This is a genomic window from Williamsia muralis (genome assembly GCF_051487485.1).
Lineage (GTDB): Bacteria > Actinomycetota > Actinomycetes > Mycobacteriales > Mycobacteriaceae > Williamsia > Williamsia muralis_B.
The window spans coordinates 1-19,578 of the sequence record NZ_JAHVCV010000003.1; the positions used below are offsets into that span (position 1 = coordinate 1).

Sequence of the window (19,578 nt, forward strand, 5' to 3'; positions counted from 1 at the left end):
AGACGTGTGTACTGGTTTCATAAAGTTACGGCGGCTATAGCGGAGGGGAAACGCCCGGCCCCATTCCGAACCCGGAAGCTAAGCCCTCCAGCGCCAATGGTACTGCACCCTAATCAGTGTGGGAGAGTAGGACACCGCCGAACACAACTTACTGAAGCCCCCCGCTTACGCGGGGGGCTTCAGTGCTTTCTGGGTACATCCACGTCGAGCAGGCTCCGTGGAGACGGTCTTTGCTTAGATGAGTCCATGGCATCCCTGGTCACCGGCCCGTCGCTGGTCGAGTCGTATCTCCAGCACATCCACAGCTCTTGCTACGCCGGCGGCGGCGGCGAGCTGGCGGATTACATCCCGGAACTGGCCCAGGTGGACCCGAACCGGTTCGGGCTGTCCCTGGCCCTGCACGATGGCTACGTCTACTCGATCGCCGACGCAGATGTCGGCTTCACCATCCAGTCGGTGTCCAAGCCGCTCACGTATGCGCTTGCGTTGACCCACAAGGGTTTTGATGCGGTCGACGAACGAATCGGTGTCGAACCCTCAGGTGAGGCGTTCAACGAGATCAGTGTGGATTCTCGTCGGCGGCCGAGGAATCCGATGATCAATGCCGGGGCCATTCTCTCCGCTTCTCTGCTTCTGGAGACTCAACCGGACGTGGACAAGGCGTTCACCGAACTACTCGAGTTCTACTCGGCGTGTGCAGGCAGGCAGCTCGCACTCGACGCCGACGTCTACGCGTCCGAGATGCGGACCGGCGCACGTAATAGGGCAATTGCCTATATGTTGCAGAGTTTTGGCATGCTTCGGGCGGCGCCCGAGGACGCGATTGATCTGTACTTCAGGCAGTGCTCTTTGATAGTGACGACCGACGACCTCGCGACGATCGGGGGAACGCTTGCCAACGGCGGCGTCAATCCGCGCACGGGTCGACGGGCAGTCGGGCAGGCGGTTGTTCAGCGGGTACTGAGTGTGATGACCACCTGCGGAATGTACGACGGAGCCGGCGACTGGGTGACCACCGTAGGGCTACCTGCGAAAAGCGGTGTCGGGGGCGGAATCATGGCCGTCCTGCCCGGACAGTTGGGGATCGGTGTCTACTCGCCTCTGCTCGACGAGCACGGCAACAGCGTCAGGGGAGTGAGCGCGTGCAAGCGCTTGTCGTCCGACCTCGGGTTGCACATGTTCAACGTCGCTCGGGAAAGCCGGGTGACCATCCGTTCGTTCTATTCGGCGCGGGAGATCGACATCTTGTCCGACAGGTCCGACCACGAACGGCGATATCTGAACGGGCAACGAGATCGCATCCGGATATACGAGCTCCAGGGTGACCTGACCTTCTCGGGGACGGAGAGCGTACTGAGGCGACTGCGTTCAGCAGTCGCGGAGTTCGAGGTCGCGATCCTGGACATGAGCCGCGTCGACCACGTGGACCAGGTATCCCGCTCGATGCTCTCCGGTGCCAGCGAGAACATCAAAGGTGTCGCGCGGACGGCAGTGATCGTCGATCCCGACGGAGTGGTGGTACGGCGCAATGCGCACGTGGCCGAGCCGAGTCCTGGCGCGGAGTATGTGGTGACCACGATGAGTGAGGCAATCGCGCGCGCGGAAGATTTCCTGCTGAAGGTCGCGGTCGACCGTACCTAGGCGGTGGTGTCTCCCGAATCATGCAGGGACAGCAAGGTGAGTGCCGCGAGAGTCTGTCCATCGCAGATCTGGCCGGCTCTCACCGCTGTCCGTACCTCGGCGACTGTCCACCATCGCGCGTCCATGTCCTGCTCTTCGTGCTCTCGCGCGGCTGCTCCCGCGTGTAGGCCCTCGGCGAGAAACACCACTTGCCGCTGACTGCTGAATCCTGGCGCCACGTCCAAGACCCCGATCTGGGTGAGCCTGTCGGCCACCAGACCCGTCTCTTCCGCGAGCTCGCGAGCAGCAAGATCCGGCGGCGGAACGTCTGCTCGATCCGGTGCGGTACCCGCGGGGAACTCCCAACGCCGCGCGCCGACCGCGTACCGGAATTGTTCGACGAGAAAAAGCCGGTCGCCATCCCGGGGGATCACCACAACGCCTGTCGGCTTGTCGACCACGCTGTAGATCCCAGGGCTGCCGTCGGCCCTGAGTATCTGATCCTCTCTCAACGACATCCAGGGGTTGGCATAGATCTCCGAGGAGGAGACTCGTTTGATCGACACATGAACCACAATATGGCCGACCCCGGCACGGCGTGGAGGACGTGCGCTCGTGCGCGCCTAAGGTGGACGTCGTGCGTCTAGTTATCGCGACATGCCAGGTGGACTATGTGGGCCGGCTGACAGCCCATCTTCCGATGGCCCGTCGGCTCCTGCTGATCAAATCCGACGGGTCGGTGAGCATTCATGCCGACGATCGTGCGTACAAGCCACTCAACTGGATGAGTCCGCCGTGCTGGCTGGTGGAAGAAGATCCCGCCACCTCTGAAGGGCCGCGGCTGTGGGTGGTGACCAACAAAGCCGGTGAAGAGCTCCGGATCACCATCACCGACATCGAGCACGATTCCAGTCATGAACTCGGTGTCGACCCCGGTCTGGTCAAGGACGGCGTAGAGGCGCACTTGCAGGAGCTTTTGGCCGAGCACGTGGAAACGCTCGGCAGCGGGTACTCCCTGGTGCGGCGCGAGTACATGACCGCGATCGGTCCGGTCGACCTGCTCTGCCGAGACGCCGACGGTGTGTCGGTGGCAGTGGAGATCAAACGCCGCGGGGAGATCGATGGAGTGGAACAACTGACCCGCTATCTGGAGCTGATGAATCGCGACCCGCTGCTCGCTCCCGTGCAAGGGGTGTTCGCTGCCCAGCAGATCAAACCGCAAGCGCGGACGTTGGCCACCGACCGCGGTATACGGTGCGTCACACTCGATTACGACAAACTCCGGGGGACCGAGAGTACCGAGTTCCGGCTGTTCTAGGACAGGCGCGACGGTGCTGGAGCGGATCGAACCCGGGCCTGATGGCACCGACTATTACGTGCGGCCCATCTCCGGGCAACGTGCGGTCAAGGACTATCGCTGCCCGCACTGCAGTCAGGTGATCTTCGTGGGTACACCCCACGTGGTTGCCTGGCCGGTCGACGACTATGGCGGGCCGGACCGCATCGATGACCGCCGCCACTGGCACACCGGATGCTGGCGCAGACGCATCCACAGGCGTCGTCCAGCCAGGTGAAGAGCAGTGGTCGGGAAAGTCGCGCTGGGCTGACCTCGTCAACCGTCACGTGATCAGCGGTACGAGGCGCTGACCGTGTTGTTGTCGGCGGTTGTTGACCCGTCTGTGTCGCCATCGTGCTCGGCGGCGTCGGCGGTGTCCGCGGACTCTTTCGAATCCCGTTCGCCGGCAGCTTGATTCGGCTGATCGAGCCGCGCGTTCTCGGACAGGTCTTTGTTCAGCAGGCCCTTGGTATCCGGGTCGAGTAGTTCGGGCTCGTTCTCGACCTCGGCGAGCAGCTGTGGCACATCGTCGAGTTGGCTGCGCACCTCGGCCAGCTGCGCCAGCATGCGAGCCCGCAGTGTCCGGATCTGCTCGGTGACTTCCTGTGCCCGGGTGATCCTTTCGGTGGCCGCCGAGGCTGCACGCTGACGGGTGCTCTCCGCTTCTGCTCGCGCGGTGTCCAAGCGCTCTTTCGCCTCTGCCTTGCTGGTGGCTTCGAGCTGCTTCGCCTGCTCGAGGGCTTCCTTGCGGCGGGCGGCCATCGTTGTGTCGAAATCTTCTTGGATACGCTCGCGATTGCTCTGGGCCCGGGCATCGAGTTCCTCGGCCTTGGCTTTGGCGTCGGCGACGATGCGCGCTGCCTCCTCGTGCGCGGCATGCATGGTCCCCTCGTGCTCGGCGTTCATCGCCTCGCGACGCTCGTTCATCTCCTGCGTCTGCCTGGCGATCTCTTGGCGATGTTCTTCGGCTTCTTGCCTGGCTATCGAAAGAGTTTCCGCCGCTTCGGCTTCCGACCGCGCGCGGATCTCGGACGCCTCATCGGACGCAAGTCTCAACATGCTCGAGACGCGCTCGCTCATGCCTTGCACCGTGGTCGGGGGTACCGAGAGCTTGTTCACCTCACGGCGAAGCTCTTCGATCTCCTCGCGTGCCAGTTCCAGATTGTCGGCGAGTTCGCGCGCATTTGCGGTGGCAGCGTCACGATCTGCGGCTATGACTCGCATCTCGGCGTCGAAACGACGAAAGAAGTCGATGACCTGATCACGGTCGTAACCGCGCATGACCGTGGCAAAAGGCAGTCCGGACGCAGATGTGGCCTCGTGAGATGGCATGGCCGCAATTTTACGCTGCACCGACGCCAAAGCGGTTCAAGCCGGCGGGCAGCGTGAACTGTGTTACCGCACTGCAACGCTGGGCCACTGCCGGCCAGGCGAGCCAGTCGTGAAGGTGAAGAACGGGACCGACTCAGTGAGCGGCTGCAGGCTCCACCAGTTCGAGGAGGACACCACCGGCATCCTTGGGATGGATGAAGTTGATGCGGGAGTTCGCGGTGCCGCGGCGGGGTGCGTCGTAGAGCACCCGCAACCCGTTGGCGACGAGCCGCCGGGTGACCTCTTCGACATCGGTGACACGCACGGCCATCTGCTGCAACCCCGGGCCGTTGCGGTCGATGAACTTGGCGATGGTGGAGGTCTGGTCGATGGGGGAGAGGAGCTGGATCAGTGCGTGCGACTTCTCGGCGCCGGCAGGCCCGACCATCGCTTCGACGACGCCCTGGGCTTCGTTCGTCTCCTCGTGCAGGCACACCAGGCCGAGGTTGTCGAGATACCAGGCCTTGGCTGCCTCGAGGTCGGGGACGGCGATACCTACATGGTCGATTGCGGTGACCAGTTCGCCGATGGATGTCAGTACCGCTGACTGGGGGTTCTGTTCCGGAGCACTCATGGTCTAAAGGTAGCGTTGTGAGTGGTTGCGCCACCATTCAGCCAGCTTTGACGAGAGGTCAGAAGTAGATGTCGACATCGGTAATAGTATCCGGAGCCCGCACCCCGATCGGACGATTGATGGGTTCGCTCAAGGATTTCAGCGCAGTGGACCTGGGCGCGATCGCCATCCGCGGCGCCCTGGAAAAGGCCAAGGTTCCTGCCTCCGAGGTCGAGTACGTGATCATGGGCCAGGTTCTTGGCGCCGGAGCCGGTCAGATGCCCGCCAAGCAGACCGCCGTCAAGGCCGGGATCGGCTGGGACGTCCCGGCCCTGACCATCAACAAGATGTGTCTGTCGGGGATCGACGCGATTGCACTGGCCGATCAACTGATCCGCGCCGGTGAGTTCGACTGCGTGGTGGCCGGCGGCCAGGAGTCGATGACGCAGGCGCCGCACATCCTCCCGGGTAGCCGTGGCGGGTTCAAGTACGGCAACACCGAGCTGGTCGACCACATGGCCTTCGACGGTCTCCACGATCCGTTCACCGATCAGCCGATGGGCGCGCTGACCGAGCAGCAGAACGACGTCGAGTCGTTCACCCGCGAACAGCAGGACGCGTACGCGGCAGAATCCCACCAGCGTGCGGCCGCGGCTTGGAAGAACGGCCTCTTCGCCGACGAGGTGGTCCCGGTGAGCATCCCGCAGCGCAAGGGCGATCCGATCGAGTTCGCCGAGGACGAGGGCATTCGCGCCGACACCACCGCAGATTCGCTCGCGCGGTTGCGTCCGGCGTTCCGTAAGGACGGCACGATCACCGCAGGCAACTCGTCGCAGATCTCGGACGGCGCCGCAGCGGTCGTGGTGATGAGCAAAGACAAGGCAACCGAGCTGGGACTGGAATGGCTGGCCGAGATCGGGCCCCACGGCGTGGTCGCCGGACCGGATTCCACGCTGCAACACCAGCCGTCGCGGGCCATCCTGAAGGCCTGCAAGCGTGCCGGCATCGAACCTGCCGACCTCGATCTCGTCGAGATCAACGAGGCGTTCGCCGCAGTGGGCCTGGCGTCCACCGCCGAGCTGGGACTCAGTGACGACAAGGTCAACGTCAACGGCGGTGCGATCGCCTTCGGTCACCCGATCGGTGTGTCCGGCGCACGGATCACCTTGCACCTTGCCTTCGAACTCGCCCGCCGCGGCGGCGGCACCGGAGTCGCAGCGCTCTGCGGAGCCGGCGGTCAGGGCGACGCGCTGATCATCAAGGTGCCCGCGAAATGATCTCCACCGACCTCACCGCAAAGATCTTCCGTGTTGTCGCCATCGCTGAGGCCGTGACCTGGCTGGCCCTGCTGATCGCCATGTTCTTCAAATGGGTCCTCGGCCATGAAGAGGCGGTAGCCATTCCGGGCATGACGCACGGGGTGGTCTTCGTGGCCTACATCGTGGTTGCTCTGTTCACTGCGTGGCGCCTGCGGTGGAGCCTGGTCACGACCGGGCTCGCCCTCGTTGCGAGCATCCCGCCATTCGGCACCCTGATCTTCGAGATCTGGGCCAAGCGGAACGGGCATCTCGACGGGACCGGCGCCCAGACCAGGGCCGCCACCTCCTGACAACGCACACCGCCGCCACCGTCCACGCGTCACGTGCCGTACGCGTGGCGGTGTCCGGCATCTTTGCTTTGAACGGACTGTTGGCATCGATGTGGGTCGCCCACATCCCGGTGATCCAGGACCGGACGGGCGTCGACAACGCGACTCTCGGTGGGTTGTTGCTGGCGTTGGGCGCATCGGCGTTTGTCGGCATGCAGTTGCTCGGACCGCTGATCGACCGTTTCGGTTCGCGAGGCCCCACTGTGATCAGCGCGATCGCGCTGGCTGTTGCGATCGTTCTGCCGGGCCTGGCCACCGGACCGATCACCCTCGCGGCGGCAATGGTGATTTTCGGATTCTGCAATGGTGCCCTTGATGTCTCCATGAACACGCAGGCCGTGCTCATCGAACGGATCTACGGTCGCCCGATCATGTCCTCGATCCACGGGTTCTTCTCGATCGGCGGATTGGTCGGCTCAGGGGTGGTCGCCGCCACCCTCGCGCTCGACGTACCGCTGCTGGCCACGTTGGGAACCTGCTGCGCACTGGCGATCTGCTGCGCCCTGTTGTTGTCGAACACCCTGATCACCGGCTACGCCGACGACGAGCCAGGCGAATCCGGCGAGACCGGGAACGCCGCCGCGTCGCGGCCGTGGGGAAGGATCGCCCTGCTGGCCGCGGTTGCCTTCGGTCTGATGCTGGCCGAAGGAACCGCCTACGACTGGAGCGCGCTGTACCTGGTGGAACGTTACGACCAGCCCGAGGCCGTCGGAGCAATCGCGTTCGGCGCGTTCAGCGCCACGATGGTCGTCGGCCGGTTCTCGGCCGACACGGTGAGTGCACGGCTGGGACCGGTTGCGGTGGTGCGCCTGGGATCTGCGATCGCCATGGTCGGTATGACGTTGGTGATCTGTTCGCCGACACCGGTGCTCAGTGTCATCGGTTGGGCGATCTTCGGCCTCGGGGTGGCAGGCGGGGTGCCGCAGCTGTTCACCGCGGCAGGCAACATCTCCAGCCGGTCCAGTGGCCAGACCATCTCACTGGTTGTCGGGTGCGGGTACGTCGGAATGCTGGCCGGACCCGCGGTGATCGGTCCGGTGAGCAGTTGGTTCTCCCTCGGCACCGCGCTCTGGATCGCTGCAGCCGGCATGGCGTTCGCGTTCGTGGCGGCGCCGGTGGTCCGACCGCGTGCGGGTGACGCCGGGTCTGTGCAGAAAGCTGCGTCCGCTGCTGGCGAACGCGGGCGGACCGGGGCACCACACGGTCTCTGAGCGTGCCAGACTGGACGGGTGAGCAGACCGCAACCACGTCAACAGGCTGCTGCCCGAGCTGCAGCGGCGATGTCCGGGGCAGTGGACCTGTCCGTTCTCAAAGAGCGGGCCGATGCCCAACGCGCACAACCCAACCGGCCGGCGACGCCGCCCGCGTCGGGCCCGCCCACCTCGGCGGCACCCGTGCCGGCAGGTGGCGCCTTTCCTGCCGTTTATGACGTCACCGAAGCCGATTTCGAGTCCGATGTAGTCGCACGTTCGGAACAGGTGCTGGTACTCGTCGATCTCTGGGCAACTTGGTGCGGGCCCTGCAAACAGCTCTCTCCGACGCTCGAAGCCCTTGCCCAGCAGTCGGGTGGCAAGTGGGTGCTGGCCAAGGTCGACGTGGACGCCAATCCCCGCATCGCGCAGCTGTTCGGCGTTCAGTCGATCCCGACCGTGGTGGCGATCGCCGGTGGCCAGCCGGTGTCGGCGTTCGCCGGCGCACAGCCGGCCGCCCAGATCCAGGGGTGGGTCGACGATATCTTGGCCAAGTACGGACACACCTTCACCGGAGCTCCGGCGGACGACTCCGATGAGCCGCAGCCCGAACCGGTCGATCCACGGATGGCCGCGGCCGAAGACAAGCTGAACAGTGGCGACATCGATGGTGCTCTCGCCGACTACAAGGACATCGCGGCGTCCGAACCCGACAACGTCGAGGCCGCATCGCTTGTCCGCAACCTCGAGTTCGTATCGAGGGCACAAGGCCACGATCCCGCGTCGCTGACGGACCTCGAGGCCGACGACGTCGATGGCCATCTGGCGGCCGCGGATGTCGAACTGCTGAATCAGCAGCCGGAGGCAGCCTTCGACCGCATAGTTGCGGTGATCGCGAAGACCAGTGGCGACGAGCGAACCAAGGCAAGGACCCGGCTGCTGGAACTGTTCGAGCTGTTCGACCCGGCGGAGCCGTTTGTGGTTGCGGCCCGGCGCAAGCTGGCGACCGCCCTGTACTGACCATCGAGACCTACGGGTCGTAGCGGGCGCAGCCCTTCTCGTCACCGAAGTAGCCGGCCGAGAAGGCTGCGATCCGCGAGAACCCGCTCGGCAACGACCGACCTTCCACATCGCTGGCGACCGCGCCACTCACGAGTAGACCCGACACCAATTCATCGAGGTCGCCTCCGCGCAGCGTGAACGTGCCGGAGTCCGCTGTCGACCGTGCCCACCGGCCGGTGAAACAGGCAGCCCGGGCCGCGGTCACCGGCTGATCCAGCACTTGGCCTCGCGCGCGCTGTGTAGCCAGTGAATACCGCGAGGCGACAAGCGAATACGCACTGAAGTCCCCGCCGATGAAGCTCGGCAGGCCAGACGGCCCGCTGGTTCCGTTGGTCGCGATCAGGGCCAGTTCATCAGGGTCCATCGAGACGGTGTTGGTGTCCGGGCAGAAGGCGACAGGCAGCGCGGCCTGTTGGTCGGGCGTCCCACTGCACGGTTGCTCGATCCGGTCGGTGACCACCGACGGCCGGGCGGTGTCCGGCAGGTCGAAGAATGCCTCGACCGACTGCACCACCGACTCCAGGCCGGCTTCGGTGAACGGGGAGGTGTCGATGGCCCCGGCATTGTCGAACCTCGGCGGCATCTGGTCACGTAGGTCGTCGATCGTCAGTTCAGTGATCGCTGCACACGTTGCCGGGCCGGACCGAAAACCCTTCTCGAACGCGAGGGCCCGCTCGAAGGCGGTGCCGTGATCGGATCGGCCCCGGCGGCTGTCGCGTGCGGAGATCAGCGCGGCCACCGCGGTGTTGAGCCCGTCCCCGGTGTTGATCTGAAGGAACTCGCCGTTGCCTTCGGCGATCCATCGGATGAAGTTCCCGGAGAGACAGTCGGCCTGCTGCTCGCTGACAATGGGCGAGGTGTCTTTGTCGAAACCGCCGATCATCTGGATGTAGTGGCCGTATTCGTGCGCGATCACCGTGACGGGCGCCATCGGGCCGAATGCGTCCGCCAACGCCGGCATCAGAACTCCCCGGTCCCAACCGATCTCATCGCGGGTGGGGCAGAAGGCTGCATTGACCTGGCCGAAGGTCGGCTCGTTGCAGAACAGCACGGACCGGCTCTGGGGAGACTCGGCATCCCACGAGACGAAGGACAGGCCGGTTTTGAAACTCGTCTTGAAGGCGGGCTCGAATGCCTGCTTCCAATACGTCTCCAGGTCCGCCAGCGCGGCAGCCATCAGGTCGTCGATCTCGCCGTCGTCGCCCCCGCGGATGTCGAGCGCGGTGTCCGCCGCGTCATCACGGAGTCCGTTGGGCCCGTCTGTGACGGGAAGCCCGGCGACGGTGAACGGGTCGGAGTACGCCGACACCGCTTCACCGCTGACCACCTGACGCTCCTCGCGCGTGGCGCACGCCGAAACGAGCAGCAGGCAGGCTCCCACCAGCGCACCGATCAGAACCGGCGTTCGCCGGGAGCTATGGGCCACGACCAAACTCTAGCCGCGCCGATCCGTGCTAGTCGGTGGCGGCTGCCGGAGTGAGCCAGATGGCACCGTTCGCCGGAAGCGTCAGGCGAGCACAGGCCGGCCGGCCATGCCACGATTCTTCCTCGGCGATGACCTGCCCGAGGTTGCCTTCCCCGCTGCCGGCGCAGGACGGCGCATCAGTGTTCAGCACTTCGTCCCACGAGCCGGCCAGCGGTAGCCCCACCCGGTAGTCGGTGCGAGTGGTACCGGAGAAGTTGAACACGCAGGCCATCACCGAACCGTCGGATCCCCACCGCAGGAAACTGATGATGTTACCCGCGGTGTCGTTGGCGTCGATCCAGGAGTACCCGTTCGGCGTGATGTCCTGGCTGTACAGAGCCGGGTGGCGTTTGTAGACGCTGTTGAGGTCGGAGACCAGTGACTGGACTCCGTTGTGCAGCTCACCTTCCCAGCCCTCGAGCTGCTCCCAGGCCAGGCTGCGTTCTTCCGACCACTCAGGGGTCTGAGCGAACTCCTGACCCATGAACAACAGTTGCTTGCCCGGGTGGGCCCACATGTACGCGAGCAGCGCGCGGACCCCTGCGGCCTTGGTCCTGGAATCTCCCGGCATCCGCGACCACAGTGTGCCTTTGCCGTGTACCACCTCATCGTGGCTGATCGGCAGCACGAAGTTCTCGCTCCAGGCGTACATCAGCGAGAAGGTGATCTCGTGGTGATGGAAGCTGCGATGGATCTGGTCACGCCCCAGGAACCCGAGCGTGTCGTGCATCCAACCCATGTTCCACTTCATCGAAAAGCCGAGCCCACCGAGGTTGGTGGTGCGGGTGACGCCGGGCCACGACGTCGATTCCTCGGCGACGGTGACCACACCGGGGTGATGCTTGTGGACGGTGGCGTTCATCTCCTGGATGAACTGCACGGCCTCGAGGTTCTCGCGGCCGCCGTGGATGTTCGGCGTCCAGCCACCCTCGGGCCTGGAGTAGTCGAGGTACAACATCGACGCGACCGCGTCCACCCGTAACCCGTCGATGTGGAATTGGTCGAACCAGTAGAGCGCGTTCGCGACCAAGAAGTTGCGGACCTCGTTGCGCCCGAAGTCGAACACGTAAGTGCCCCAGTCGAGCTGCTCGCCCCGCTGAGGGTCTCCGTGTTCGTAGAGCGCGGTCCCGTCGAAACGGGCCAATGCCCAGGCGTCCTTCGGGAAGTGGGCGGGCACCCAGTCCACGATGACGCCGATCCCGAGCGAATGCAGGTGGTCGACGAAGAACCGGAAATCGTCGGGACTTCCGAAACGTGACGTGGGGGCGTAGTACGAGGTGACCTGGTAACCCCATGAACCGCCGAACGGATGCTCCGACACGGGTAGCAACTCGACGTGTGTGAAGCCGAGTTCGACGACGTAGTCGCCAAGTTGTTCAGCCAGCTCACGATAGGTGAGGCCTTGTCTCCACGAGCCCAGATGCACCTCGTAGACACTCATCGGTTCGATGGTGGCGTCGGACTCTTCACGCTGGGCAACCCATGTGTCGTCGGTCCATTCGAACGACGTCTCGGGGATGACAGATGCGGTCTTGGGCGGGATCTCGGTGGCGCGGGCCATGGGGTCGGCCTTCTCGCGCACCACTCCGTCGTTGCCGGTGATCCGGTATTTGTAGGTGGTACCCGGTCCGATGTCGGGGATGAACACCTCCCACACCCCGCTGGACCCGAGGGACCGCATCGGCGCAGTGTGACCACGCCAGCCGTCGAAGCTCCCGATCACTGTGACGCCCTGGGCATTGGGTGCCCACACGGCAAAACTCGTCCCGGTCACCTCGCCGTCAGGTGTGGAGTACACACGTGATTGCGGTCCGAGGATCTCCCAGAGCCGCTCGTGGCGGCCTTCGGTGAAGAGATGGATGTCGAGTTCGCCGAGACTCGGCAGGAATCGGTAGCCATCGGCGACCACGAACTCCCGGTCGGCCACACCCGACTCGTCGGCGGGATAGCTCACGCGGTATCGGTAGTCGATCAGGTCGGTCAGCGGCACAGCCGCGACAAACAATCCCGATTCCTGGTGTGTCAGTGGGTAGTCGACGCCACCGATCACCGCGCTCACCGACACGGCGTCGGGTTTGAGTGTGCGCAGGATCGTGTGATCGCCGGCCGGGTGCGCGCCCAGTAGGCCGTGCGGGTTGTGATGGGTTCCCGACAGAAGTCGATGCAGATCGCCGTCGGTGACGGCTGCGTCCGGGGCCTCGGAGGCGGCGGCGCTCATGACGGAGTCCGAAACGACAGGGCCGCGCGGGCCTCTTCGGGCATGGGGGGCAACGCGACTACATGGGCCACCTGTCGCCATGGTTCGAGCCGGACGTAATTGGCTTGTCCCCAGTGGAAGTTCTCGCCGGTCACCTCGTCGACTCCGCTGAAGCGGTCCTGCCAGTCATAGCCGAGTGAGGGCATGTCCAACCACAGGGTGGATTCTTCTGCTCCATAAGGATTGATGTTCACCACGACAACCACCGTATCCCCGGTCTTCGGATCGAACTTCGAATATGCAATCAGTGCGTCGTTGTCCAAGTGATGGAATTTGAGGTACCGCAGCTGTTGGAGCGCCGGGTGCCGCCGGCGGATCTCGTTGAGCGAGCGGAGCCAATTCTCCAACGACTCACCCCGGCTCGCGGCACCTTTGTAGTCACGGGGCCGGAGCTGATATTTCTCCGAGTCCAGGTATTCCTCGCTGCCCTCGCGAACAGCCTGGCCCTCGTACAACTCGTAACCGCTGTAGACACCCCACGTCGGTGACAGCGTTGCCGCCAGCGCGGCACGCAACGCGAACATCCCGGGGCCGCCGTGCTGCAGACTCTCGTGCAGGATGTCGGGCGTGTTGACAAAGAGATTGGGCCGCGCAATGTCTGCGTTCGAAGCCAGTTCGTTGCCGAACTCGGTCAACTCCCACTTGGCGGTCCGCCACGTGAAGTAGGTGTAGGACTGCGTGAACCCGAGTTTCGCCAGGCCGTAGAGGCGGGCGGGCCGGGTGAACGCCTCGGCCAGGAACAGTACGTCGGGGTCGCGTTTCTTCACCTCGATGATCAGCCACTCCCAGAAGTCTGGTGGCTTGGTGTGAGGGTTGTCGACCCGGAAGATCTTGACGCCCTGGGCAACCCAGTGCAACACCACCTTGAGGACGCCCCGGAAGATCCCGTTGCGGTCGTCGTCGAAGTTCAGAGGGTAGATGTCCTGGTACTTCTTGGGCGGGTTCTCGGCGTAGCGGATGCTTCCATCGGGTTCGATCGTGAACCAGTCGGGGTGCTCGGTGGTCCACGGATGGTCCGGAGCGCATTGCAACGCCAGGTCGAGAGCCACCTCCATGCCGAGCTCCTCGGCGCGGTGGCGGAAGTAATGGAAGTCGTCGAGGGACCCGAGGCGGGGATGGATGGCATCGTGGCCACCGTCTGCCGACCCGATTGCCCACGGGGACCCGACATCCTCTGGTCCAGCGGTGACGGAGTTGTTCGGACCCTTGCGATTCACCTCACCGATCGGGTGGATCGGGGGCAGGTAGACCACATCGAACCCCATATCGGCGATGCGGGGAAGGTCCTCGGCCGCAGTCAGGAACGTGCCGTGAACTGGATGTCCCTCGTTGTCCCATCCGCCGGTGGATCGAGGGAACAACTCGTACCAGGACCCGAACAGTGCCCTGGTGCGGTCGACCCAGACCCGGTGGGTGCGGCTCTTGGTGATCAATTCCCGAACGGGGTGGTCGGTGAGCAGTTGAGCCATCTCGGCCGAGAGTGCCGGGCCGACACGATCGGGCAGAGCGGCATTGCCATCACGTAAGGAGGCCGATGCGCCTGCGACGACGTCGCGATCGCTCGGGGGGACGAGGTCGAGGGCCCGATCCAAGAGGCGGGCCCCGCGCTCGATATCGTTGGCCAGCTCCGCACTTCCCTGACCGGCGGCGAGCTTCTTGTCCATCGCGTCGCGCCAGGTGCTGAACGGATCACTCCATGCGTCGATGCGGTACGTCCAATATCCGATGCTGGTCGGACTGAAGACGGCGTTGAAGGTATCTGGTTCTGCTGCCGGGACCATCCGGACGTCGATGGTTCCGCCGCGGGCGGGACCTTCCACGTGCAGAGTGGCCGCCACCGCGTCATGGCCTTCGCGCCAGACTGTTGCGGTGACTGGAAAAGTCTCTCCGACAACCGCTTTCGCGGCAAACTGTCCAGAAGAGACTACCGGGGCAATGTCATCGATCCCGATGCGCCCTATCAATGAGTCCGCCACCTTTCGAGAGTGTTGTCGCCCAACGCTGTCATGTCGTCGCGTGCACCACCACCGTAGGCGACCCGGGCCCGATCGGCTCGGGCTCGGACACCCTCACCCGGCGCCGGCGCCCTGCAATCGGGTCAGTGCACCCCGTACCAGCTGGGCATCGGTGGTCCGCCAGAAAGGTGGTAACGACGCGAGTAGGTAGTTTCCATAGCGCGCCGTCGCCAAACGTGAGTCGAGCACGGCCACCACTCCTCGGTCGGACGTGGACCGGAGTAGACGGCCCGTACCCTGCGCCATCAACAGCGCCGCGTGGGTGGCAGCGATGGCCATGAAGCCGTTGCCTCCTCGGGCCGCGACCGCACGCTGACGCGCCATCAGCAGGGGATCGTCGGGTCGTGGGAAGGGGATCCGGTCGATGAGGACGAGGTTGAGCGATGGGCCCGGCACGTCGACTCCCTGCCACAACGAGAGAGTGCCGAACAGGCAGGTCTTCTCGTCGGCGGCGAACTCTTTCACCAAAGCCCCCGTCGCGCCGTCGCCTTGGCAGAGGACCGGGAGCTCGATCCGGGTGCGCACGGCCTCGGCCGCCTCTTTGGCGGCGCGCATCGAGGAGAACAGCCCGAGCGTGCGGCCACCTGCGGCGGTGATCAATTCCACCATCTCGTCCAGCGTGCGGGTGGAGATGCCGTCGCGGCCCGGTGCGGGCAGATGCTTTGCGACATACAGAATTGCGGCCTTCTGGTGGTCGAAAGGGGAGCCGACGTCGAGCCCGTTCCACCGCATCTTCTTCTCGTCGGACGGCGGCGGCTTGCCGATAGCGGTGATGCTCTGCGCCGATTTGGTTGCCTCGGACTCGACGTCGGATCCGGCGTCGCCGCTGCGGTGTGGCGGCAGTCCCCAGCCGGCCGCCAACCCGTCGAACGAACCGCCGACGGTCAGGGTGGCCGACGTCAGGATCACCGTCGCCTTGGCGAACAGTGAGGCACGCAAGAGCCCGCCGACCGACAATGGGGCCACCCTGAGCACGCGTTTGCGTTCACCTCGCACCAGGTCGTCCCCGACCCAGACGACGTCCAGGCGGCGCGATTCGTCGGGATCGTCGAACGCGGCCAGAATCCGTACGGCGGTGTCGTGCATCTCTTCCAGAGACGTGAGCGCAGCCGAGCGGGCGGCACTGGCGTCGGCGTCCACCTCGCCACTTCGCTTCGCTGGCCCGATGGCGGTGTGCGCCTTCCACAGACGGTCACGCAACGACGCGAGCGCCAGCGGCGCGCCGTCGGGGAGCCCGCTCCATCGACCGGGTTCGAGCTGCTCGAGGAGGGACTCGATCAGCTCGCCGCTGCCCTCGATGTCGTCGGCGATCTCCTGGTCGATCAACTTCCCGCAGCGCCGGGCCACACCTGCGATGGAGGTGCCCGAGATCTCGGCGGTGGCCACGGCAGTGATCCGGTCGGCGAGTTCGTGGGCCTCGTCGACCACCACCACGTCGTGGTCGGGCAGGATCGTGGCCTGGCTCATCGCGTCGATGGCCAGCAGCGCGTGGTTGGTCACAACGAGGTCGGCCGCGCCCGCCTTTGCCTTGGCCTTCTCGGCGAAGCAATCGGCCCCGTACGAGCAATTGGTTGCTCCCAGGCACTCTCGCGCACTGACACTGACCTGACGCCAGGCCCGGTCCGATACGCCCGGCTCGAGGTCGTCGCGGTCACCGGTATCGGTGTCCGACGACCATTCGCGCACTCGGGTCACCTCGCGTCCCATCCGAGATGCGGTGAAAGCGTCGAAGAGTTCCCCGTCGGGTTCCTCGATGGTTCCGGCATGGATCTTGTTCAGGCACAGATAGTTTCCCCGGCCCTTGAGGATGGCGAACTCTGGTGCGCGGCCGAGGGGTTTGGTGAGCGCTTTTGCGGTGCGCGGGAGATCGCGGTCGACGAGCTGGCGTTGCAAGGCGATGGTCGCGGTCGACACCACCACCGTGTGCCCGGTGTCCACGGCATGGCGCAGCGACGGCACCAGGTAGGCGAGGGACTTACCGGTTCCGGTGCCGGCCTGCACGGCCAGATGTTCCCCGGAGTCGATCGAATGTGCCACGGCCGAAGCCATTTTGAGCTGACCATCGCGTTTGGCGCCTCCGAGCGCCTGCACCGCGGAGGCGAGCAGTTCGGGTACCTCGGGTATGGACGTCACCGTGATCGTCCACGGCGGCTCAGGTCTGTGTCATGCCACCAGATCATGCGGGACGGTCCGCCGCGGACACACCGGTGATCACGCCGATACCGGCCTCGGTCATCCGGGCTATTGCCGTCTTGGTGGTGTCCGGGCTGACACCGGCGGTGTAGCGCAACAACACCCGTGTGGTGAATCCGGAGGCCTGTGCGTCGAGCGCGGTCGCCACCACGCAGTGGTCGGTTGTCAGTCCCACGATGTCGACGGCGTTGATCTGCTTGTCTCCCAACCAGTCCGCCAATCCGGCACCGGAATCGTCGAATCCCTCGAATCCGGAGTACGCCGCGCTGTACTCACCCTTGCTGAACACGGCATCGAGTGCGTCGGTGGCAAGCGAGGGGTGGAAGTCCACTCCCGGCGTACCCTTGACGCAGTGCCGTGGCCAGCTGTCGACGAAGTCGGGGTTGTCGGAGAAGTGGCCGCCGGGGTCGATGTGATGGTCGCGGGTGGCCACGATCGCGTGGTACCCGTGATCGCGACTGATGTAAGCGGTCACGGCCGCGGCAACAGCACCGCCGCCCTTGACGGCAAGAGATCCGCCCTCACAGAAATCGTTCTGCACGTCGACGATGAGCAAGGCGGTGCGGATGGGTTCGCTCACATCATTCCCCTCACGGTGCGATGAATCGGGTCGGGATGGCGGGATCCCCATGCGAGAGTCCCAGACCTTCCCACGGCAGCGAGACCAGGCCTGCGGCGAGGTGGTCACGCGATTGGGTCAGTGACGGTAGGCCTTCCACCGGTTTACCGCCCCTGACGAGTGGGATCTGAAGGGGGCGGGCAGGCAGATCGAGAATCGGTTCAGAGCTACCGCTCGGGTAGATGACCTCCTCGACGATGGTGCCGGACTGTTTGGCGGTACGGACCGCGGTCTTGGCCCCGCCACGAGATTCCTTGTGACTGGCACGTTTTGCGACCGGGAGTCCATCGACCTCCACGAGCTTGTAGACCATACCTGCTGTCGGCGCACCGGATCCGGTGACCAGTGATGTGCCCACCCCGTAGACGTCGACCGGTTCGGCGCGAAGCGACGCGATCGCGTATTCGTCAAGGTCTCCCGAGACCACGATGCGTGTGCCGGTGGCACCGAGGTCGTCGAGTTGCTTGCGGACCTGCCGGGCCAGCACCCCGAGGTCACCGGAATCGATACGGACGCCACCGAGCTGGGGCCCGGCGACCTCGATCGCGTTGGCGACGCCCTGCGTGATGTCGTACGTGTCCACCAGCAAGGTGGTGCCGACACCGAGTTTGGCGACCTGTGCCGCAAAGGCGGTCTTCTCGTCGGGTCCGTCCGCGGTGGTGTGCACCAGGGTGAACGAGTGTGCGCTGGTGCCGGCGCTCGGTACACCGTGGCGATGGGCGGCTTCGAGATTCGACGTGGCCGAGAGGCCGGCCAGGTACGCGGCTCGCGATGCGGCGACGGCCGCCTCCTCGTGGGTGCGTCGTGACCCCATCTCGATGATGGGCCGCGACCCGGCCGCGGTGACCATCCGGGCGGCGGCCGACGCGATGGCGCTGTCGTGGTTGAGCACGGACAACGCCAACGTCTCGAGCATGACGGCCTCGGCGAATGTGCCGCGGACGGTGAGGATGGGCGAGCCGGGGAAGTAGAGCTCGCCCTCGGCGTACCCGTCGATGTCGCCGGAGAACCGGTAGTCGGCGAGCCACGAGAGCGTCTCGTCGTCGAGGAACTTCTCGACCACCGCGAGCTGTTCGGGTCCGAAGGTGAAGTTGGTGAGCTGGTCGATCAGACGGCCGGTACCTGCGACGACGCCGTAACGACGCCCATCTGGGAGCCGCCGCGCGAAAACTTCGAACGTGCACGTCCGATGGGCGCTCTGGTCTGCGAGTGCTGCGGCGACCATGGTGAGCTCATATTGATCGGTCAGCAGCGCTGTGTTCGAAGCGGTCACTATCGGTACCCTAGGGCCATGCGCGGACAGATGATGACCGCACTTCACCACTTCGGCCCTGTGTCGGCAGCGGGCGACGGTCAGCACGAGGCTACCCCGTCGAGTACCGCCGTCGCCGAACGTGACCAGGCAGTTGATCGGCCCTGGGTGACCATCGTGTGGGACGACCCGGTGAACCTGATGCGATACGTCACGTACGTGTTCCAAAAGCTGTTCGGATACAGCGAGACACGGGCGTCGGAACTGATGATGCAGGTGCACACCGAGGGCAAGGCGGTCGTGTCGACCGGTGACCGCGACAAGGTCGAACTGGATGTCCAGAAGCTCCACGCGGCAGGTCTGTGGGCCACGATGCAGCGGGACAGCTGAGCCGCGTGCGCAATTGGAAGCGGCGTGGTTCCGGCGAACGGCTCCGGATCACCACTGAACTGGACTCTCACGAGTCGGATCTGATCGCATCTCTGGTCACGTCGATGACCGAGTTGCTCGACGAACGGCAGTCCACGGCACCGTCCGACGAACTCGCCGATCTCACCGGGATCGAGGCGGGACACTCCGAACCGCCGTCAGATGTGACGCTGGGGCGCCTGTTCCCAGATTTCCATCGACCCGATCAAGACGAGTCGACGTCGGTGGACGCGGTCACCGGCGATCTGAACGGCGCCCTGCGCAGTCTGCACGAACCGCACATCATCTCGGCCAAACAGCTGGCGGCACAAGCAGTTCTGGACTCGCTGCCCGATGGCGGCGGACCGGTGTCGCTCACCGAGGCCGAGGCCGATCAGTGGCTCGCGGCGATCAACGACGTACGGCTCGCACTCGGCGCGATGATCGGGATCAGCGAGTCGACTCCCGATCAGTTGCCCGAGGGCGATCCGATGGCTGCTCACCTCGACGTCTACCACTGGCTGACGGTTGTCCAGGAACTTCTTGTTGTCGCTCTGATCGGGAAATGATCTCGATGCGGGCCCGTACG

Annotated in this window: 18 protein-coding genes and 1 rRNA gene; 10 read left to right on the forward strand and 9 right to left on the reverse strand. The window is 65.0% G+C overall.

The window, feature by feature from the left end:
• Nucleotides 1-26 precede the first annotated feature (26 nt).
• Nucleotides 27-143, forward strand: a 5S ribosomal RNA gene (rrf, locus tag KXR83_RS08345).
• Nucleotides 144-246: 103 nt separating this feature from the next.
• Nucleotides 247-1,641, forward strand: a complete 1,395-nt coding sequence (gene glsA / locus KXR83_RS08350) for a glutaminase A (protein ID WP_437424476.1) — start codon at nucleotides 247-249, stop codon at nucleotides 1,639-1,641.
• Here glsA and KXR83_RS08355 read toward each other — a convergent pair.
• Nucleotides 1,638-2,138 (reverse strand): NUDIX domain-containing protein, encoded by a 501-nt coding sequence (locus KXR83_RS08355; protein ID WP_437424922.1) that lies wholly within the window; start codon nucleotides 2,136-2,138, stop codon nucleotides 1,638-1,640. The genes glsA and KXR83_RS08355 overlap by 4 nt on opposite strands.
• 119 nt (nucleotides 2,139-2,257) lie before the next feature.
• Here KXR83_RS08355 and nucS point away from each other — a divergent pair, with 119 nt between their 5' ends.
• Both nucS and KXR83_RS08365 read left to right on the forward strand, forming a co-directional pair.
• On the forward strand, nucleotides 2,258-2,938 hold the full coding sequence (gene nucS, locus KXR83_RS08360) for an endonuclease NucS (RefSeq protein ID WP_062801296.1): 681 nt from the start codon (nucleotides 2,258-2,260) through the stop codon (nucleotides 2,936-2,938).
• Nucleotides 2,939-2,951: 13 nt separating this feature from the next.
• Nucleotides 2,952-3,194 (forward strand): ATP/GTP-binding protein, encoded by a 243-nt coding sequence (locus KXR83_RS08365; RefSeq protein WP_247208429.1) that lies wholly within the window; start codon nucleotides 2,952-2,954, stop codon nucleotides 3,192-3,194.
• Nucleotides 3,195-3,247: 53 nt separating this feature from the next.
• Here KXR83_RS08365 and KXR83_RS08370 read toward each other — a convergent pair whose 3' ends face one another.
• Together KXR83_RS08370 and mce are read right to left on the reverse strand one after the other, a co-directional pair.
• Nucleotides 3,248-4,288 carry a hypothetical protein gene (locus KXR83_RS08370; RefSeq protein ID WP_437424477.1) on the reverse strand — a complete coding sequence of 347 codons (1,041 nt, stop codon included), beginning with the start codon at nucleotides 4,286-4,288 and terminating at the stop codon, nucleotides 3,248-3,250.
• A 133-nt stretch (nucleotides 4,289-4,421) separates the two neighbouring features.
• Nucleotides 4,422-4,901 carry a methylmalonyl-CoA epimerase gene (gene mce / locus KXR83_RS08375; protein WP_437424478.1) on the reverse strand — a complete coding sequence of 160 codons (480 nt, stop codon included), beginning with the start codon at nucleotides 4,899-4,901 and terminating at the stop codon, nucleotides 4,422-4,424.
• Nucleotides 4,902-4,969: 68 nt separating this feature from the next.
• Here mce and KXR83_RS08380 point away from each other — a divergent pair, with 68 nt between their 5' ends.
• From KXR83_RS08380 to trxA, 4 genes are all read left to right on the forward strand, one after another.
• Nucleotides 4,970-6,157 carry an acetyl-CoA C-acetyltransferase gene (locus KXR83_RS08380; RefSeq protein ID WP_437424479.1) on the forward strand — a complete coding sequence of 396 codons (1,188 nt, stop codon included), beginning with the start codon at nucleotides 4,970-4,972 and terminating at the stop codon, nucleotides 6,155-6,157.
• Nucleotides 6,154-6,489 carry a DUF3817 domain-containing protein gene (locus KXR83_RS08385; RefSeq protein ID WP_437424480.1) on the forward strand — a complete coding sequence of 112 codons (336 nt, stop codon included), beginning with the start codon at nucleotides 6,154-6,156 and terminating at the stop codon, nucleotides 6,487-6,489. Before KXR83_RS08380 ends, KXR83_RS08385 begins: the two co-directional genes overlap by 4 nt.
• Before the next feature lie 50 nt (nucleotides 6,490-6,539).
• Nucleotides 6,540-7,739 (forward strand): MFS transporter, encoded by a 1,200-nt coding sequence (locus KXR83_RS08390; protein WP_437424481.1) that lies wholly within the window; start codon nucleotides 6,540-6,542, stop codon nucleotides 7,737-7,739.
• A 69-nt stretch (nucleotides 7,740-7,808) separates the two neighbouring features.
• Nucleotides 7,809-8,738, forward strand: coding sequence for a thioredoxin (gene trxA / locus KXR83_RS08395; RefSeq protein WP_437424923.1), 930 nt, complete (start codon nucleotides 7,809-7,811; stop codon nucleotides 8,736-8,738).
• A 10-nt stretch (nucleotides 8,739-8,748) separates the two neighbouring features.
• On the opposite strand, the gene KXR83_RS08400 is transcribed toward trxA, so the two are convergent.
• The 6 genes from KXR83_RS08400 to KXR83_RS08425 all read right to left on the reverse strand — a co-directional run bounded on the left by KXR83_RS08400 (nucleotide 8,749) and on the right by KXR83_RS08425 (nucleotide 18,602).
• Entirely contained in the window at nucleotides 8,749-10,206 is a 1,458-nt protein-coding gene (locus tag KXR83_RS08400) for a hypothetical protein (RefSeq protein ID WP_437424482.1), read from the reverse strand.
• 28 nt (nucleotides 10,207-10,234) lie between these two features.
• Complete coding sequence (glgB, locus tag KXR83_RS08405) at nucleotides 10,235-12,463, reverse strand: 1,4-alpha-glucan branching protein GlgB (protein ID WP_437424483.1); 2,229 nt, start codon at nucleotides 12,461-12,463, stop codon at nucleotides 10,235-10,237.
• Nucleotides 12,460-14,466: a maltotransferase domain-containing protein gene (locus KXR83_RS08410; RefSeq protein ID WP_437424924.1), complete on the reverse strand. Its 2,007-nt coding sequence runs from the start codon at nucleotides 14,464-14,466 to the stop codon at nucleotides 12,460-12,462. Before KXR83_RS08410 ends, glgB begins: the two co-directional genes overlap by 4 nt.
• Nucleotides 14,467-14,571: 105 nt before the next feature.
• Nucleotides 14,572-16,650 carry an ATP-dependent DNA helicase gene (locus KXR83_RS08415; protein WP_437424484.1) on the reverse strand — a complete coding sequence of 693 codons (2,079 nt, stop codon included), beginning with the start codon at nucleotides 16,648-16,650 and terminating at the stop codon, nucleotides 14,572-14,574.
• Nucleotides 16,651-16,693: 43 nt separating this feature from the next.
• Nucleotides 16,694-17,290: an isochorismatase family protein gene (locus tag KXR83_RS08420; RefSeq protein WP_437424485.1), complete on the reverse strand. Its 597-nt coding sequence runs from the start codon at nucleotides 17,288-17,290 to the stop codon at nucleotides 16,694-16,696.
• A gap of 10 nt (nucleotides 17,291-17,300) precedes the next feature.
• The gene (locus tag KXR83_RS08425) at nucleotides 17,301-18,602 is read right to left on the reverse strand and encodes a nicotinate phosphoribosyltransferase (RefSeq protein ID WP_437424486.1); all 1,302 of its coding nucleotides are present in this window, start codon (nucleotides 18,600-18,602) and stop codon (nucleotides 17,301-17,303) included.
• Between the two features lie 33 nt (nucleotides 18,603-18,635).
• On the opposite strand from KXR83_RS08425, the gene clpS reads away from it, so the two are divergent.
• The gene (gene clpS, locus KXR83_RS08430; protein WP_437424925.1) at nucleotides 18,636-18,971 is read left to right on the forward strand and encodes an ATP-dependent Clp protease adapter ClpS; all 336 of its coding nucleotides are present in this window, start codon (nucleotides 18,636-18,638) and stop codon (nucleotides 18,969-18,971) included.
• A gap of 5 nt (nucleotides 18,972-18,976) precedes the next feature.
• Nucleotides 18,977-19,558, forward strand: a complete 582-nt coding sequence (gene aosR / locus KXR83_RS08435; RefSeq protein WP_437424487.1) for an oxidative stress transcriptional regulator AosR — start codon at nucleotides 18,977-18,979, stop codon at nucleotides 19,556-19,558.
• Nucleotides 19,559-19,578 lie beyond the last annotated feature (20 nt).

What these genes read in the sequence shown, in the direction of transcription:
- glsA (WP_437424476.1), top strand. Translation starts at nt 247, where the DNA reads ATGGCATCCCTGGTCACCGGCCCGTCGCTGGTCGAGTCGTATCTCCAG.
- KXR83_RS08355 (WP_437424922.1), bottom strand. Translation starts at nt 2,138, where the DNA reads ATGTCGTTGAGAGAGGATCAGATACTCAGGGCCGACGGCAGCCCTGGG.
- KXR83_RS08370 (WP_437424477.1), bottom strand. Translation starts at nt 4,288, where the DNA reads ATGCCATCTCACGAGGCCACATCTGCGTCCGGACTGCCTTTTGCCACG.
- mce (WP_437424478.1), bottom strand. Translation starts at nt 4,901, where the DNA reads ATGAGTGCTCCGGAACAGAACCCCCAGTCAGCGGTACTGACATCCATC.
- KXR83_RS08380 (WP_437424479.1), top strand. Translation starts at nt 4,970, where the DNA reads ATGTCGACATCGGTAATAGTATCCGGAGCCCGCACCCCGATCGGACGA.
- KXR83_RS08385 (WP_437424480.1), top strand. Translation starts at nt 6,154, where the DNA reads ATGATCTCCACCGACCTCACCGCAAAGATCTTCCGTGTTGTCGCCATC.
- trxA (WP_437424923.1), top strand. Translation starts at nt 7,809, where the DNA reads ATGTCCGGGGCAGTGGACCTGTCCGTTCTCAAAGAGCGGGCCGATGCC.
- glgB (WP_437424483.1), bottom strand. Translation starts at nt 12,463, where the DNA reads ATGAGCGCCGCCGCCTCCGAGGCCCCGGACGCAGCCGTCACCGACGGC.
- clpS (WP_437424925.1), top strand. Translation starts at nt 18,636, where the DNA reads ATGACCGCACTTCACCACTTCGGCCCTGTGTCGGCAGCGGGCGACGGT.